Annotated in this window: 16 protein-coding genes; 10 read left to right on the top strand and 6 right to left on the bottom strand. The window is 67.6% G+C overall.

All coding sequences use genetic code 11. From position 1 onward, the window contains the following. Positions 1-2 precede the first annotated feature (2 nt). The 6 genes from ACRB8A_RS01495 (at position 3) to ACRB8A_RS01470 (ending at position 2,993) form a co-directional block, all read left to right on the top strand. On the top strand, positions 3-518 hold the full coding sequence (locus tag ACRB8A_RS01495) for an Asp23/Gls24 family envelope stress response protein (protein WP_056601644.1): 516 nt from the start codon (positions 3-5) through the stop codon (positions 516-518). A 151-nt stretch (positions 519-669) separates the two neighbouring features. Beyond that, positions 670-852 carry a hypothetical protein gene (locus ACRB8A_RS01490; protein WP_050683553.1) on the top strand — a complete coding sequence of 61 codons (183 nt, stop codon included), beginning with the start codon at positions 670-672 and terminating at the stop codon, positions 850-852. Next, a complete protein-coding gene (locus ACRB8A_RS01485; RefSeq protein WP_082484591.1) occupies positions 849-1,250 on the top strand; it encodes an Asp23/Gls24 family envelope stress response protein in 402 nt (133 codons plus the stop codon). Before ACRB8A_RS01490 ends, ACRB8A_RS01485 begins: the two co-directional genes overlap by 4 nt. Next, positions 1,247-1,807 carry a DUF6286 domain-containing protein gene (locus tag ACRB8A_RS01480; RefSeq protein ID WP_056601649.1) on the top strand — a complete coding sequence of 187 codons (561 nt, stop codon included), beginning with the start codon at positions 1,247-1,249 and terminating at the stop codon, positions 1,805-1,807. The genes ACRB8A_RS01485 and ACRB8A_RS01480 overlap by 4 nt, the downstream gene beginning before the upstream one ends. Positions 1,808-1,928: 121 nt before the next feature. Further along, the gene (locus ACRB8A_RS01475; RefSeq protein ID WP_056601652.1) at positions 1,929-2,549 is read left to right on the top strand and encodes a hypothetical protein; all 621 of its coding nucleotides are present in this window, start codon (positions 1,929-1,931) and stop codon (positions 2,547-2,549) included. 270 nt (positions 2,550-2,819) lie between these two features. Beyond that, positions 2,820-2,993 (top strand): CsbD family protein, encoded by a 174-nt coding sequence (locus tag ACRB8A_RS01470; protein ID WP_082178094.1) that lies wholly within the window; start codon positions 2,820-2,822, stop codon positions 2,991-2,993. A 75-nt stretch (positions 2,994-3,068) separates the two neighbouring features. On the opposite strand, the gene ACRB8A_RS01465 is transcribed toward ACRB8A_RS01470, so the two are convergent. From ACRB8A_RS01465 to ACRB8A_RS01440, 6 genes are all read right to left on the bottom strand, one after another. Further along, on the bottom strand, positions 3,069-3,767 hold the full coding sequence (locus ACRB8A_RS01465; protein ID WP_285241118.1) for a GntR family transcriptional regulator: 699 nt from the start codon (positions 3,765-3,767) through the stop codon (positions 3,069-3,071). Between the two features lie 49 nt (positions 3,768-3,816). Next, entirely contained in the window at positions 3,817-5,547 is a 1,731-nt protein-coding gene (locus tag ACRB8A_RS01460) for an acetyl/propionyl/methylcrotonyl-CoA carboxylase subunit alpha (RefSeq protein WP_285241119.1), read from the bottom strand. Further along, the gene (locus ACRB8A_RS01455) at positions 5,544-7,238 is read right to left on the bottom strand and encodes a carboxyltransferase domain-containing protein (RefSeq protein WP_285241120.1); all 1,695 of its coding nucleotides are present in this window, start codon (positions 7,236-7,238) and stop codon (positions 5,544-5,546) included. Before ACRB8A_RS01455 ends, ACRB8A_RS01460 begins: the two co-directional genes overlap by 4 nt. Continuing rightward, positions 7,235-7,993 carry a LamB/YcsF family protein gene (locus ACRB8A_RS01450; RefSeq protein WP_285241121.1) on the bottom strand — a complete coding sequence of 253 codons (759 nt, stop codon included), beginning with the start codon at positions 7,991-7,993 and terminating at the stop codon, positions 7,235-7,237. The genes ACRB8A_RS01455 and ACRB8A_RS01450 overlap by 4 nt, the downstream gene beginning before the upstream one ends. A 90-nt stretch (positions 7,994-8,083) precedes the next feature. After that, positions 8,084-9,313 carry a beta-ketoacyl-[acyl-carrier-protein] synthase family protein gene (locus tag ACRB8A_RS01445; protein ID WP_285241122.1) on the bottom strand — a complete coding sequence of 410 codons (1,230 nt, stop codon included), beginning with the start codon at positions 9,311-9,313 and terminating at the stop codon, positions 8,084-8,086. 10 nt (positions 9,314-9,323) lie between these two features. After that, positions 9,324-10,937, bottom strand: a complete 1,614-nt coding sequence (locus ACRB8A_RS01440; protein ID WP_285241123.1) for a peptide chain release factor 3 — start codon at positions 10,935-10,937, stop codon at positions 9,324-9,326. A gap of 264 nt (positions 10,938-11,201) precedes the next feature. On the opposite strand from ACRB8A_RS01440, the gene ACRB8A_RS01435 reads away from it, so the two are divergent. From ACRB8A_RS01435 to ACRB8A_RS01420, 4 genes are all read left to right on the top strand, one after another. Next, positions 11,202-11,417, top strand: coding sequence for a hypothetical protein (locus ACRB8A_RS01435; protein ID WP_050683563.1), 216 nt, complete (start codon positions 11,202-11,204; stop codon positions 11,415-11,417). 184 nt (positions 11,418-11,601) lie between these two features. Further along, the gene (locus ACRB8A_RS01430; protein ID WP_235504799.1) at positions 11,602-12,645 is read left to right on the top strand and encodes a LacI family DNA-binding transcriptional regulator; all 1,044 of its coding nucleotides are present in this window, start codon (positions 11,602-11,604) and stop codon (positions 12,643-12,645) included. Further along, positions 12,642-13,634, top strand: coding sequence for an ABC transporter permease (locus tag ACRB8A_RS01425; protein ID WP_050683565.1), 993 nt, complete (start codon positions 12,642-12,644; stop codon positions 13,632-13,634). Before ACRB8A_RS01430 ends, ACRB8A_RS01425 begins: the two co-directional genes overlap by 4 nt. A gap of 7 nt (positions 13,635-13,641) precedes the next feature. Beyond that, the gene (locus ACRB8A_RS01420; protein ID WP_050683566.1) at positions 13,642-14,607 is read left to right on the top strand and encodes a carbohydrate ABC transporter permease; all 966 of its coding nucleotides are present in this window, start codon (positions 13,642-13,644) and stop codon (positions 14,605-14,607) included. The last annotated feature ends 74 nt before the right edge of the window (positions 14,608-14,681 follow it).

Raw genomic sequence — 14,681 nt, 5'->3', positions numbered from 1 at the left:
CCATGGCAGACGAACAGAACTCCCGCCGCGCAGCAGTTGTCCCCGCTACGGGCGAAGAGCAGGAACGCCGCGCAGAGCAGCACTCCAAGGAAACCGAGAAGGCCAGGAACGTCGGCCCGCTGCAGACCGACAAGGGCAACACCACCATCGCCGAAACGGTTGTCCAGAAGATCGCCGGTATCGCCACCCGCGAAGTCCCGGGCGTCTACGCCATGGGCAGCGCCGGCCGCCGGGCGTTCAGCAGCCTCACCGAACGCATTCCCGGTTCGCAGACCAACGTCAGCGGCGGTGTCAGCGTGGAAAAGGGTGAGCGGCAGGCCGCGATCGACCTGACGATCGTGGTGGAGCACGACGCCTCCATCGTCGAAGTCAGCCAGATGATCCGGAAGAACGTCATCGCATCAGTGGAAGACGCCACCGGCCTCGAGGTCATTGAGGTGAACATCAACGTCACCGACGTCCACCTCCCCGAGGACGACCAGGACAAGGACGATTCAAACCACAAGGATCTCCAGTAGCAGTCCCGGACCCAGCTGATCCGGCAGGCCCCCCGAGCCGGCCGGATCTCCACAGGCGGGGAAGGCGCCGCCCCCGCGTCTTCCCCGCCGCCCCGCCACTCCTCCTGCAAGCCAGTCAGGTGCAGGAGCCCCGCAGCAGAAAAGGCATTCCATGAACACCACAGCCCTTGGCCTGATGACAGGCCTGGCCCTCGGATTCGCAGCAGCTTTCGGCGGGTTCTCCGCGTTCCTCCTGGTTGCCGTCTTCGGCGCCCTTGGACTGGCCGCAGCCCGCATCATTGAGGGCAAGCTGGACCTCAGCGCATTGACCGGCCGAGCCAGCTCCCGCAGATGAGCGCGGCAACTAACAGCCATCCGGGCGGATTGGCGGAACCCGCAGTACGGGGATCGCTCACCATCTCGGAGAAGGCCATCGAAAAAATTGCCGGCCAGGTAGCGGCGGGGGTTCCCGGCATTAACGGCACGGCCGGCGGTTTCCTTGGGATCGGCTCGCACCGGGATGACGATGCCCGGCCCAAGGTCAAGGTCCGGCTCAGCGGGAAAGTCGCTGCGCTGCACATCAGCGCCGGGGTGCGCTACCCCGCACCGCTGCGGGCAACGGCTGACCGGCTCCGCAGCGAGGTCAGGGAGAAAGTCAGCGCCGCCTGCGGCATTGATGTCCGGCAAGTGGATATCGACTTCGAATCACTGACCTCCACTTCCGGCGCTTCCGGGCGAAGGGAACTCCTATGAGCACGCAACCCGTATCCCAGTCGCTGCAGCGGCGGTCCAGCCGCACGGTCCCTGCCGCCGCCACCTCCCTTGTCCTGCTGGTCCTCGCGGGGCTGGCAATCTGGGGCGCCGTTGCCTACCTGGCAGGCGGGGCCTGGCCTGGCTTCATCGTGGCGTCCGGCGATGCCGTCCGTGGGCTGACCTGGAACAACCCAGGCGTGTGGGCAGTATCGGTCGTGGCACTGCTGGCAGGGGTGTTCCTGCTCTTTGCTGCGGTGCTTCCGGGCCGGCGCACGGGAGCAGCCATCACCGGCTCTTCCTCCACCGGCCTGACAGAGACGGTCATCAGCCGCCGGGGCCTTGCCAGGCTCGCGGCAGCACATGCTGACCAAACCGACGGCGTCGAGTCCAGTTCGGCAACGGCCAGCGGTAAATCGGTCTCCGTCGTGGTATCCACCAGCCTGAATGAACCCGGATCGTTGTCCCGTGACATCAAGGAGTCCCTGGAGGAGAAGTTCCGCACCGTGGGTCTGACGCCGACTCCACGGGTCAGCGTCCGGGTCAGGAGCAGTGGATGAACCCTCCACTTTCCCAGGCATTAGCGCCTGGCCCGGTCAGGACCACGAACCACTCGATGCCAGCCAAGGTCGGCAGGCGGGGCAGAACAGAGGCCCCGTTGCAGAAAGAAAAGGACACACCATGAGGGAAACAGCAGGCAGGCTCAACCGGGCATGGCTGGCGGTCATCGCGGTAGTGCTGCTCCTCGCCGGCGGTGCCGGTGTCCTGCTCGCCAGTGGGCTGGGTAAGGACCTGGCCGCCGCCGCGAACCTTGCACTGGTCCCTGCCGCACCGGAAAACCCGGTCTTCGCCGGCCCCCCGCTCGACGCTGTGTCGAATCCCGTTGGTGCAGCCTTGATCCTGGCCGGCGCAGCACTCATCGCCCTGCTGGCGCTCTCCTGGCTCGGCGCCCAGATCCCCCGCCGCCACCAGGCTTCCACCCTGCGGCTGCACTCCGACCATGGCCGGGACGGGTATACCAGGTGTGAACCCCGGGTTGTGGCCGACGCGGTCGCCCACGAAGTTGAGGCGTTGCCGGGCGTCACCTCGGCATCAGCACTGATCCGTGGCAGCGCGAACCAGCCCGAGCTGAACCTGGACGTCAAAGTCGAGGACCGGGCAGACATCCAGGACGTCATCTCCCGGATCAACGGCGAGGTAACAGCAAACCTCGAGACGGCCCTTGAGGTTCCGCTCCGCAAAGTGGCAGTACTTTTCAACATCAGCACCCAGCGGGGCAACGACAAAGCCGCGGTTCTGTAGCCCCACACCTGCCTGTCAACACCCCGCCCAACGTCATAGGAAGGAACCTGGTATGAGGAACAAGATCATTACCGTCGTCGTCACCGCCGTGGCCGGGTGGCTCCGTGGCCGCCTGTCGGCAAGGAAAAACACCAGACCGCCCGGACGGCCCTGACCGGGACAGCACGGTCCCACAAAATTTCTGGACAACGTATGACGATTGTCCAGGATCCTCCCAGCAATGGGTGGCCAAATGGAAAAGTAAACGCAGCAACAGGAAGGAATGCAGACATGGGTATCGGAGACAAGATCCAGAACGCAGCCGAGAGCGCTGTAGGCAAGGTCAAGGAAGCTGCCGGCAAGGCAACGGACAACGACAAGCTTGAAGCCGAGGGCAAGGCCGATCAGGCCGGTGCTTCGGCGAAGAAGGCCGGCGAGAACGTCAAGGACGTTTTCAAAAACTGATTTTCCAGCACCAGCCTGTCAGCATGTGTGCGGTGGCCCCGGAAGGGCCGCCGCACACATCGCTTTAATCCGTGTTCACCTGCCGGATGACGGTGCAACCCCAAGGTGCACCAGCAGTTCCTGTTCGGAATCGTCCAGATACCGCCGGAGCCCGGCCGCCGCCTCGTCCCGCTGCCCTGCGCGAAGCTGCGCCACCAGGGCCACATTTCTGTCCACGTAGTGGCTGTGGAAGTCCGGCGTGGGGCCCATGGCGTGGAAGACCAGCCGCATCTCGGCCAGGACCTTTTCCATCAGATCGCTGAGGGATGCACTGCCGGAAAGTTCCACCAGCGCCTTGTGGAGGTCCTGGTTGGCGTCCGCCATCCCCTGCACCGAAGCCGTAACCCTGGCGGCTTGCGCCTTGGCCATAATGGCTTCGAGGCCGGCCAAAGCGGCTTCGTCAATATCGCCCCACAGCACGGCGGCGGGTTCGATCAGGCGGCGGACCCGGTAAATCTCGCGCACATCGTCCGGCCCCGGGGCCGCAACGTAGACGCCCCGGTTCGGGATCCGCTGCACCACGGACTCGCCGGCCAGCACCGTAAACGCCTCACGGAGGGTGTTGCGGGAAACCCCGAGGGCCTCCGAGAGCTTCTGTTCGGACAGTTTTGACCCGGGCGGCAACTGGCCGGCCGAAATCCGGGCGCGGAGCACGCCGGCAACCCACGCCCCGGTATGGGCGTGGGCTGCGTGGCCGCCGTCGGCGATCCCCTGGAGTGCTTCGTTCATGGGCATCCGTCCAATCTACTCAACGTTCCGGGACCGCCAGGCCGTCGAAGGCCGGCTACGAGATCCGGCCCAGAAGATCACCACGTCCGACGGCGGCACCCGCCTCCTGTGCGCCTCGCGTCCAGGTGCCGCTCCGGTGGGCCGTTACCGCGGTTTCCATCTTCATGGCCTCCAGCACGGCGACGGCCTGGCCGGCTTCGACCTGGCCATCTTCGGCCACCCATTTCACCAGTGACCCGGACATTGGCGAGGCCAGGCCGGCGTCGTCCTGCTCCGCAGCGTCCGCCGCTGCCTGGCCGCCCGCGCCGCCGCCGGTGAGGAGCGCCGCGTAAAACTGCTCCGGCAGGCCCAACTGCACGGCTTTGCCGTCAATCTCCACGGTCAGGGTCCGCCGTGCCGCACCGGGGTTGGTGCGGGCGATCTCGGGGGACGCCGCCAGCTCTCCGGCGAAGTCGTTTTCGATCCAGGTGGTGTGGATGCCCAGTCCCTCCTCAGCCGTGAACGCGGGGTGGCGCACCACTGCCCGGTGGAATGGCAGGACGGTGGGCAGGCCCTCGATCCGCATCTCGGCCAGCGCAGCCGCTGCCCGCCGGAGCGCCTGCGGCCGGTCTTCACCGTGGACAATGAGCTTGGCCAGCAGCGAGTCGTATTCGCCGGGCACCACCGACCCGGAGCGGACGCCGGTGTCCACGCGGATGCCGGCGCCGGTGGGCGGTTCGAAGGCCACCACAGTGCCGGGCCCGGGCAGGAACCCCCGGGCGGGATCTTCCGCATTGAGCCGGAACTCGATGGCGTGGCCCTTCGGTTCGGGGTCCGCCGCAAGGTCAAGGGCGCCGCCGGCGGCAATGCGGAACTGCTGGCGGACCAGGTCCACGCCGGAGGTTTCCTCGGTGACCGGGTGCTCCACCTGGAGCCTGGTGTTGACCTCCAGGAAGGAGATGATCCCGTCCGTGCCCACCAGGTATTCCACGGTTCCGGCGCCGTGGTACTCCGCCTCGCGGCAGATGGCCTTGGCCGATTCGTGGATCTGCGCGCGCTGCCCTGCTGTCAGGAACGGCGCGGGGGCTTCCTCCACCAGTTTCTGGTTCCGGCGCTGCAGTGAGCAGTCCCGGGTCCCCACCACCACCACGTTCCCGTGGGTATCGGCCAGGACCTGGGCTTCCACATGCCGCGGCCGGTCCAGGAACCGCTCCACAAAGCACTCGCCGCGGCCAAAAGCCACGGTGGATTCGCGGACAGCCGATTCGAACGCATCCGCCACGTCCTCCATCCGGCGCGCCACCTTCAGGCCGCGGCCGCCGCCGCCAAATGCTGCTTTGATGGCCACCGGAAGTCCGTGTGCCCGGGCGAACGCGAGCACGTCCTCGGCGTTTTCCACCGGGCCGTCGCTGCCGGGCACCAGCGGCGCCCCGGCCCGTACGGCGATGGCACGTGCGGTGACTTTGTTGCCCAGGGAGCGGATGGAATCCGGTGACGGGCCGATCCAGGTGAGGCCGGCCCCGATCACAGCTTCCGCGAATTCTGCGTTCTCGGACAGGAAGCCATAGCCGGGGTGCACGGCGTCGGCACCGGCGCGGCCGGCGGCCGCCAGGATCTTGCCGATGTCCAGGTACGTTTCGGCGCCTGTGCTGCCGCCGAGTGCGTACGCCTCGTCCGCCAGCCGCACGTGCAGGGCGTCAGCGTCCGGGTCGGAGTAAACGGCCACGGACTGCAGCCCCTCGTCGGCGCAGGCGCGGGCGATCCGCACGGCGATCTCGCCGCGGTTGGCAATCAGGACTTTTTTCATGGCTGGGTTCCTTCTGAAGCGGTCTGGTCCGGTTCACCATGGTGGGGAGGTTCCTGGTTTGCCGGTGCGAGGGTGGTGGGGTCCACAACGGTGAACCGGACAGGGTGGCCGGGCTGCAGCTGCGCCGCCAACGGCAGGTCGCCGGGCACAACCACGGCAATCACCGGGTAGCCGCCGGTCACCGGATGGTCGGCCAGGAAAAGGACGGGGTGGCCGTTGGGCGGGACCTGCAACGCGCCGGGTACCGTTCCTTCACTGGGGAGCTCACCCTCGCGGGTCCGGACCAGCGCGGCGCCGGGAGCTCCCGGCGTGGCTGCTTCACCAGCCGGCCAGGCCCCGCCGGAAGGTCCGGGCGTGAGCCGGACCCCGATCCGGTTGGATTGTTCACTGACCAGCCAGTCCTGCCCGGCCAGGGCCGTGAAGGCGGCCGGACCGAACCAGTCATCGCGGGGGCCGAGGGTGACGCGCAGCTCTGTGGGGCCGTCCGCGACGGGCAGCAGGGTGCTTTCCGCCGGGCCCACGGGATGGACGCCGGTCACCGGAGCGATGGGCAGGAACATGCCGGCAGCAAGCGGCGGCGGTCCGATGCCGGACATCGAGTCGCTGGACCGGCTGCCCAGCACGGGCTCCACCGCCAGCCCGCCACGGACGCCCAAGTAGCTCCGCACACCGGTTCCGGGGGCGCCGAGGCTCAGCGTCTCGCCGTCGAGCAGGGCAAAAGGTGTGTGCAGGGCTGGCGTCCGCAGCAACTGGTTGTCGGCGTCGCGGACTTCCAGGCAGACGGCAGCGCCGGCAACGGCCAGGACCTGGTCGCCCCGGGCCTGGACAGCAAGTCCGCCCAGGAGGTTTTCGACGACGGCGGAACCCGGTTCGTTGCCCACCAGCCGGTTGGCCTGGCGGGCCGAGCGCGGGTCAGCGGCGCCGGACACGGAAACGCCGAGGTCGCCGAATCCCGGCCGGCCCAGGTCCTGGACCAGCGACTGCAGCCCCGGAGCCTGCACCAGGAGCCCGCTGCCTGCCTGGTCCGGCGCGGACCCAGGGCCCGGGGCCACGGCCGAACGCACTGCCACCCTCTCGCGGACGGCAACGTAGCGGACGGTATCCCCCGGCCGCACCAGTGCCGGCGATTTCCGGCCCAGGTCCCACATCACGGCGGACGTGTGGCCCAGCAGCTGCCAGCCGCCGGGCGACTGCCTCGGGTAGACGGCCGAGAAGGCCCCGCCCAGCGCCACGGAGCCGGCCGGCACGGCCGTCCTGGGTGAGCTGCGCCGCGCCACCGACAAGGAGTCGTTTTCCCCCACGAGGTAGGTGAAGCCCGGGGCAAAGCCGCCGAAGGCGCCCGTCCACACCTGCCCGGTGTGGGCGGCCACCACACCGTCGGCACCCAGGCCGGTCAGGCGGCCCACCTCGGCGAGGTCCTCGCCGTCGTACACCACCTCGATGGTGACCTCATTGCCCGCGTGGTGGCCGCGGGCCGCCAGGTCCAGGTGCGGCAGCAACCCGCGGGCGGCCCCGGCGTGGAAGCGGGAGCCGAACTTGACCAGCACCGTGGCTGCTCCGGCGACGGCGTCGAGCTGCCCGGGGAGCGGCTCGGCCTGCAGCCGGTCGTGGAGGGCAAGGACGCCGGCCAGCCCGGTGAGCTCCACCAGGACCGCGTTGGGGCCGGACCAGCGGATGCCGGTGATGCTCACGCGAAGCTCCGCACGGTGACGCCGGCGGCGGCAAGGCCTGACCGGACCGCGCCGGCCATGGCCACCGCGCCGGGGGTATCGCCGTGCACGCAGATGCTGTCCGCCTGCACTTTCAGGACGGACCCGTCACGGGCCACGATGGTGCCCTCCGTGGCCAGCCGGACCATGTTGGCCGTGATGGCGGCGTGGTCGTGGAGCACCGCGCCTTCCTCGCGGCGCGACACCAGGGTGCCGTCCGGATTGTAGGCGCGGTCGGCGAAGGCCTCGGACAGGGCCGTCATGCCGCGGGCTTCGGCTTTCTTCTGCGCCACGGCGCCAGGTAGGAGCAACAGCGGCAGCTCCGGGTTGAAGGCGTGGACGGCGTCCACCACTGCCTGCGCGTGGATCTCGTGGTGCACAATCGCGTTGTACAGGGCGCCGTGCGGCTTGACGTAGCTGACCTCGGTGTCGGCGGCGCGGGCCAGCGCCTGCAGCGCGCCGAGCTGGTAGAGGACATCGTCCGCTAGTTCCACGGCGGAGCAGTCCAGGAAGCGGCGGCCGAAGCCGGCCAGGTCCCGGTAGCCCACGTGGGCGCCGACGGTCACGCCCGCCGCCACGGCGTCGCGGCAGGTTTTGGCGATGGTGACCGGGTCCCCGGCGTGGAAGCCACAGGCCACGTTGGCGCTGGTGACGTGCCGGAAGACGGCGGCGTCGTCCCCCATGGTCCAGTTGCCGAAGGATTCCCCGACGTCACTGTTCAGATCGATGTGCGGCATGTGACCCTCGTCTCAGGTTGGATTCTTCAACCATCATGCCTTACGCCACAAGATTGTTCAACAATCTTTCGGCGCCAGTTTGCCGGCCCGTCAGCCGGCGGTGATCACCAGCGCCACACTGTGCCCGCCGAAGCCGAAGGCGTTGACCAGGCCCGCTCGCGGGGCGTCCGCGGCAAGGTTGCGGACCTGTCCGGTCACCACGTCGAGGTCAACTTCCGGATCCAGCGCCTCCATGTTCAGGGTGGCCGGCAGCTGCGAGGTGCGCAGGGCTTCGAGGACCACAACGGCGGCCAGCGCGCCGGCGCCGCCCAGCAGGTGGCCGGTGTGTCCCTTGGTGGAGGTCACCGGAACATTGGGCCCGAAGATGGCGTTGATGGCCTGCCCCTCGAGCTTGTCCCCCACGGGAGTGGAGGTGGCGTGGGCGTGCACAAACCCGATGCCGGCCGCTTCCAGGCCCGCCGACTCGAGCGCTTTCTGCATGACGCGGCGCTGCATCGCCGGATCGGCGGCGACGATGTCGTTGGCATCGGACGTCACGGCCCCGCCGGCCACCGCGCCCAGTATGGCGGCGCCGCGGGCACGGGCGTGGGCTTCGCTTTCCAGCACCACCACACCTGCGCCCTCCGCGAGGACAAAACCGTCCCGGCCGCCGTCGAACGGGCGTGAGGCCAGCTGCGGATCGCCGGGGCGGGTGGACAGGGCGCGGATCTGCGAAAAGCCGGTGATCACCAGGTCGTTGACTGAGGCGTCAACACCGCCGGCAATCACGACGTCGGCAGCTCCTGAGCGGATCATTTCGGCACCCTGGACAATCGCCTCAGCCCCGGAGGCGCAGGCGCTGACCGGAGTCCGCGCGCCGCCGCGGGCCCCGAGGTCGATCGATACCCAGGCCGCCGGGCCGTTGACCATCAGCCGGGTCAGGGTGTGCGGGGAGACTTTGCGCGGGCCGGAGGCGGCCAGTGTCCGGTCCTGCTCCAGGGTGGAGCCCAGCCCGCCGTACGCAGAGCCGATCACCACCGCGAAGCGCTCGGGGTCAACGTCCGGGGCGCCGGCCTGGGCCCACGCTTCCCGGGCAGCGATCAGCGCGAGCTGGCCGCAGCGGTCCATGCGCTTGATCTCGCGGGTGCTCAGGTGCCCGGAGAGGTCCGACGGCGCGCGGCCCGCGATTTTTACAGGCAGCTGCTCCGCCCAGGGTTCGTCCAGCTCCGCGATTCCGGACTTCCCGGCCAGGAGGCCGGCCCAGGTCCCTGCCACCGAGGACCCCAGCGGGTTGATGGTTCCGGCGCCGGTCACCAGGGCACGTGGCTGGACTGCAGTCATGTTTTGGGCCCTACTTTGCGGGGTTGTGCGTGCCGATGGGCACCAGGGTCAGGTCGGGGTGGTTCTTCTCGATCCGGCGCAGGGCCCATACGTCGTTGAAGAGCGCGAGGTATTCGCCGTCGGACCGCAGCAGCACCTCGGCGCCGGTGACGTTGGCCAGGGCAGGCATGGCATCCACCGTCGAAATTCTTGCCAACGAGTACGGCAGGCGCTCAAGGCGCATGGGCGCGCTGAAGTCGTGGGCCATCCGGTCCTCCACCACCTCGAACTGCATGGGGCCTACGGCGGCCAGCACGGGGGCCTGGTCGCCGCGGACGTCAGAGCGGAGCACCTGGATGACGCCCTCGTGCTCGAGCTGCTCGATGCCGCGCCGGAACTGCTTGAACTTGCTGGGGTCCTTGGACCGTGCCACCTGGAAGTGTTCGGGGGCGAACAGCGGGATGGCCGGATATTCCACGGGGTCGGCCAGGAAAAGGCTGTCACCCACGCGGAGGGAGGACGCGTTGACCAGGCCCACCACGTCTCCCGGGAAGGCCTCGTCGATGACTTCGCGTTCCCGGCCGAAAACCTGCTGGGCGTACTTTGTGGCGAACGATTTCCCGGTGCGGGTCTGGGTGACCACCATGCCGCGCTCGAACACACCGGAGCAGACGCGGATGAAGGCGACGTGGTCCCGGTGGGCCTTGTTCATGCCGGCCTGGACCTTGAAGACGAAGCCGGAGAACGGGGATTCCACCGGGCGGGCGTTGCCCGCCACGTCAGGCCGGGGTGCGGCCGGCGGCGCGAAGTCCACCAGGGCATCCAGCAGTTCCTTGACCCCGAAGTTCAGAGCTGCGGAGCTGAAGAGGATGGGGGTGGCGGTGCCGGCGTGGAAGCTTTCCACATCGAATTCGAGGTTTGACTCGATCACCAGGCCGGCCTCGTCCACGGCGTCGGTCCAATCCTTGCCCTGGCTTTCGGCGGCCTGGTCCGGGGTGAAGTATTCGGTGAGGGCGATCTGGGCGCCGGAGTTATTGCGCTGGAACCGGGCGAAGCGGTCGTTGCGCAGGTCCCAGACGCCGCGGAAGTCACCGGAGATGCCCACGGCCCAGGTCAGGGGCATGGGCTGGAGGCCCGTGCGTTCGGTGATTTCGTCCATCAGGGCCAGGGCGTCGAGGCCGGGGCGGTCCCATTTGTTGATGACGGTGATGATGGGGAGGTTGCGGGCCTTGCAGACCTCGAAGAGCTTCATGGTCTGTGTTTCCAGGCCCTTGGCGGCGTCCACCAGCATAACGGCGCAGTCGACGGCGGCCAGCACGCGGTAAGTGTCCTCGGAGAAGTCGGCGTGGCCGGGGGTGTCCAGGAGGTTGATCACGGTGTCGCGGTAGGAGAACTGCAGGGCGGCGGAGCTGATGGAAATGCCCCTGTCCTTTTCCATCTGCATCCAGTCGGAGACGGTTTCCTTGCGGTTGGCCTTGCCGCTGGACGCTCCGGCGGTGCCGATTACCTTGGCGTGCAGCGCCAGGGCCTCGGTCAGGGTGGACTTGCCCGCGTCAGGGTGGGAAATGACAGCAAAGGTCCTGCGGCGGCCCGCCTCTTTGTGGATCCCGGAGATCCGGGCGGGGGTCAGGACTTCTTGGGACACGGTGCTACCTTCGCTGCGGTGGGGTCTGCCCGGGGCTCTGGCGGAACCTGTGGGGCGGCGGAAAAGCCAAGTTCCAGTTTATCGCAGGGCCGCAAACGGCGGCCCGCCCGCTTAACGCCACCGAAACCGGACGTTTAAAACAACGAAATGCAGGCCCGCTAGCGTGGCCGGATGATCACCGCAGCGAACCGGCGCCCCAGCAGGACACCACCCGGGGGCCGCTCCCCTGCCGGCATGCTGCCTTCCTGGACGGGGGCCTGAGCGGTGCACGGCGTTCCGGTTTCCTACAACCCCTTCTTCGATCCGTTCGCAGCGGCCGCCCCGCGCCAGCAGGGCCCAGCCGCCGGCGGATCGCCACCGCCGGCCAACCAGCGCCGGGGCCAGCAAAGCGCCGCGGAGCACCGCGCCCTGCGCGCGGCCTCGCTGCTGCGGGTCAGCTCGGACCTGGAGCGGATGGTCCGCGAGCGCCGCAGCCCCTGACCCTCCCCAACTAACTAGCAGTTGTTGTCGTTTTGGGGGCTCATAACGACAACAACTGCCAGCCAGTTGGGAGTCGGAAGGCGGGGGACTGTTGACGCACCACTATGGCGCAGGTTACAGTTTTTCCTGTTCGCAGTTATACGAATAACTGTCACGTATCACCCAAGGCCCAAGGAGGTGCCAGATGGCAAGGTCCCGACCCCATTCCGGACCCACCATGCATGATGTCGCGGCAGCCGCCGGCGTCTCCCAGGCCACCGTATCGCTGGTCCTCAACCAGGCATCCGGCGGCCGGTTTTCCGAGGAAACCCGCGTCCGGGTCCAGGACGCGGTGCAGGAGCTCGGCTACCGCACCAACGCCCACGCCAAAACCCTGCGCGACGGCGTCTCCGGCATTATCGGCTTCCTCGGCGACGCCGTGGCCACCACCCCCTTCGCCGGCAAGATCATCGAAGGCGCCCAGGAAAGGGCCTGGGAGGACGGGCTCCTCCTGCTGACCATGAACACCGGCGGCAACAAGGCCCTGGAAACCGCGTCGCTGGACTCCATGCTTTCCTACAAGGTGGCGGGAGTCGTTTATGCCGGCATGTACCACCGCCGCCTGGACGTCCCCGAAGCCCTCTCGGGCGTCCCCTCCGTTGTCCTGAACTCGCAGGACCGCCAGCGGCGGCTCCCCAGCGTAGCGCCGGACGAGGAGCTGGGCGGCTACACGGCCACCCGCCGCCTGCTTGATGCCGGGCACCGGCGCGTGGCGATGATCAACATCGAAACGCTGGAAAGCGAACTGCCGGCCGCCGTCGGACGCTTCAACGGCTACGTCCGCGCCCTCGCCGAGGCCGGGCTTCCAGCCAATCCGGACCTGGTCCGTTTTGGCGGCGGCAACGAACTCGACGGTTTCACCCACACCATGGACCTGATGCGCGGTGGCCACCCGCCCACCGCCATCTTCTGCGCCAACGACCGCACCGCCTGGGGGGCCTACCAGGCCGCCTCGGAGCTGCGCATCTCGATCCCCGACGATGTCTCCATCGTCGGCTTCGACAACCAGGAAACTCTCGCCCCGCACCTGCGGCCGGGACTGACCACCCTCGAACTGCCCTTCATCGAAATGGGGCGCCGCGCTGTGGACCTCATCCTGCAGGGCGCCGAACCCGACGGGACCGTCGAATACATGGCTTGCCCGCTGGTGGAACGCAATTCAGTAACACATCCAAAGGAGTTGCCATGAGCCGCATCGCGGCCGGGACAACGCCGGCACCGCCGCCGGCCGCCCCCAACAGGTCCACCCAACGGGCCACACACCGCAAGCCGCTGCCGTTGCGCCTGAAAAGGGCGGCCAGGGCCTGGCAGTTATACGTATTACTACTGCCGTCACTCATCTACATTGCCGTCTTCAAATACTGGCCGATGTACGGCGTGCAGATCGCCTTCCGCAACTACAACCCCGTGGACGGCTTCACCGACAGCCCCTGGGTGGGCCTGGCGCACTTCGTCCGGTTCGTAAACTCGTACCAGTTCGGCCAGGTGGTGGGAAACACCCTCTGGATCGCTGTCCTGGGCCTGGTGGTGGCGTTCCCCATCCCCATCATCCTGGCCCTGCTGGTCAACCAGCTGCAGAGCGAACGGTTCAAGAAGTTCACGCAGACGGTGCTGTATTCACCGGCGTTCATCTCCACGGTGGTGGTGGTTGGCATCATGTTTGTGCTGCTCTCCCCGCGGTCCGGCCTGGTGAACAACGCCATCCAGCTGGCCGGCGGCGAGCCCGTGTTTTTTATGGGCTCGGCGGAGTGGTTCCGGCCCATCTACGTCATCTCGGATGTCTGGCAGAACGCCGGCTTCGCCATGATCGTCTACCTGGCGGCGCTGTCCGGCATCGACCCGGCCCTGCATGACGCCGCCAAAGTGGACGGCGCCTCCAAGCTCCAAAGGATCCGCCACATCGACCTGCCGGGCATCATGCCCGTCATCACGGTCCTGTTCATCCTGGCCATCGGCAACCTGCTCAACGTCGGCTTCGAGAAGGCACTGCTGATGCAGACCAACCTGAACCTGCCGACGTCGGAAATCATCCAGACGTACGTCTACCACGCCGGGCTACAGCAGGCGCAGTTCAGCTACTCGGCCGCGATCGGCCTGTTCAACTCCGTCCTCAACCTGGTGCTGCTGCTCGTCTTCAACACGATTGCGCGCCGGGCCAACCAAGCAACCCTCTGGTGATGCCGCTATGTCCCTGAACACCAAGCCCGTGCCCGCACCGGCCACCCCCGCCCGCCAGGTTCCGGCCCCGAAGCGGACCTTCTCCTTCCGCGACCGGTGGGCGGACTCCGCCTTCAACGTCGCCGCGGTCACCATCCTCACGGCGTCCATCATCGCCGTCGTCTATCCCCTCTACTTCATTGTGATCGCCTCCATCAGCGACCCCAACGCCGTCTACGAAGGCAAAGTCTGGCTGTTCCCCTCCGGCGTCACGCTGGAGGGTTACCAGCGGATCTTCGCGGACAGCCGGATCTGGAATGGCCTGGGAAACACGGTGGTTTACACCGTCCTGGGCACCGCCATCAGCGTCACCACCATCCTGTTCGGCGCCTACGCCCTGTCCCGCAAGGACATGCCCGGCCGGAAAATCCTGATGCTGCTCTTTGTCATCACCATGTTTTTCGACGGCGGCCTCATCACCAAGTACCTGGTGGTCCGCGACCTGGGCATGCTGGACACGGTCTGGGCGGTGGTCCTGCCCGGCGCGGTAGGCGTGTGGAACCTCATCATCGCCAGGTCCTTCTTCGAACACACCATCCCCGGCGAACTCCGCGAAGCCGCCCAGATGGACGGCGCCAACGACTTCACGTTCTTCTTCAGGATGGTGCTCCCGCTGTCCAAGCCGCTGATCATGCTGATGGTCATGGTCCATGTGGTGGCGCACTGGAACTCGTTCTTCGACGCCCTCATCTTCCTTAACGACGACACCAAGTACCCGCTGCAGCTGGTGCTGCGGAACATCCTCATCCAGTCCGACGTCTCCTCGGCCGGCACCACCGGCGGGGACATCGAGTCCTACGCGGCAGCCCAGCGGATCGGCGAACTTACCAAATACGCCATGATCGTGGTCTCCAGCCTCCCGCTGATGATCGCGCTGCCGTTTATGCAGAAGCACTTCACCAAGGGCACCATGATCGGCGCCGTCAAGAGCTGACGCTCCCTTCCGTATCGTCCGACGGCGGCACTCCCCTCGTGCCGCCGCCCCACCTTCCGCACCTCCCGCACCCA

Source organism: Arthrobacter sp. G.S.26 (genome assembly GCF_050847375.1).
Lineage (GTDB): Bacteria > Actinomycetota > Actinomycetes > Actinomycetales > Micrococcaceae > Arthrobacter.
The sequence above is the reverse complement of the archived record's forward strand: the minus strand, read 5'-3'. Positions and strand labels throughout refer to the sequence as shown.

Bases quoted from the DNA above. Each gene is read 5' to 3' on its own strand.
- ACRB8A_RS01470 (WP_082178094.1), top strand. From the start codon at position 2,820: ATGGGTATCGGAGACAAGATCCAGAACGCAGCCGAGAGCGCTGTAGGC.
- ACRB8A_RS01495 (WP_056601644.1), top strand. From the start codon at position 3: ATGGCAGACGAACAGAACTCCCGCCGCGCAGCAGTTGTCCCCGCTACG.
- ACRB8A_RS01450 (WP_285241121.1), bottom strand. From the start codon at position 7,993: ATGCCGCACATCGATCTGAACAGTGACGTCGGGGAATCCTTCGGCAAC.
- ACRB8A_RS01430 (WP_235504799.1), top strand. From the start codon at position 11,602: ATGGCAAGGTCCCGACCCCATTCCGGACCCACCATGCATGATGTCGCG.
- ACRB8A_RS01490 (WP_050683553.1), top strand. From the start codon at position 670: ATGAACACCACAGCCCTTGGCCTGATGACAGGCCTGGCCCTCGGATTC.
- ACRB8A_RS01420 (WP_050683566.1), top strand. From the start codon at position 13,642: ATGTCCCTGAACACCAAGCCCGTGCCCGCACCGGCCACCCCCGCCCGC.
- ACRB8A_RS01460 (WP_285241119.1), bottom strand. From the start codon at position 5,547: ATGAAAAAAGTCCTGATTGCCAACCGCGGCGAGATCGCCGTGCGGATC.
- ACRB8A_RS01475 (WP_056601652.1), top strand. From the start codon at position 1,929: ATGAGGGAAACAGCAGGCAGGCTCAACCGGGCATGGCTGGCGGTCATC.
- ACRB8A_RS01485 (WP_082484591.1), top strand. From the start codon at position 849: ATGAGCGCGGCAACTAACAGCCATCCGGGCGGATTGGCGGAACCCGCA.
- ACRB8A_RS01465 (WP_285241118.1), bottom strand. From the start codon at position 3,767: ATGCCCATGAACGAAGCACTCCAGGGGATCGCCGACGGCGGCCACGCA.
- ACRB8A_RS01425 (WP_050683565.1), top strand. From the start codon at position 12,642: ATGAGCCGCATCGCGGCCGGGACAACGCCGGCACCGCCGCCGGCCGCC.
- ACRB8A_RS01480 (WP_056601649.1), top strand. From the start codon at position 1,247: ATGAGCACGCAACCCGTATCCCAGTCGCTGCAGCGGCGGTCCAGCCGC.
- ACRB8A_RS01445 (WP_285241122.1), bottom strand. From the start codon at position 9,313: ATGACTGCAGTCCAGCCACGTGCCCTGGTGACCGGCGCCGGAACCATC.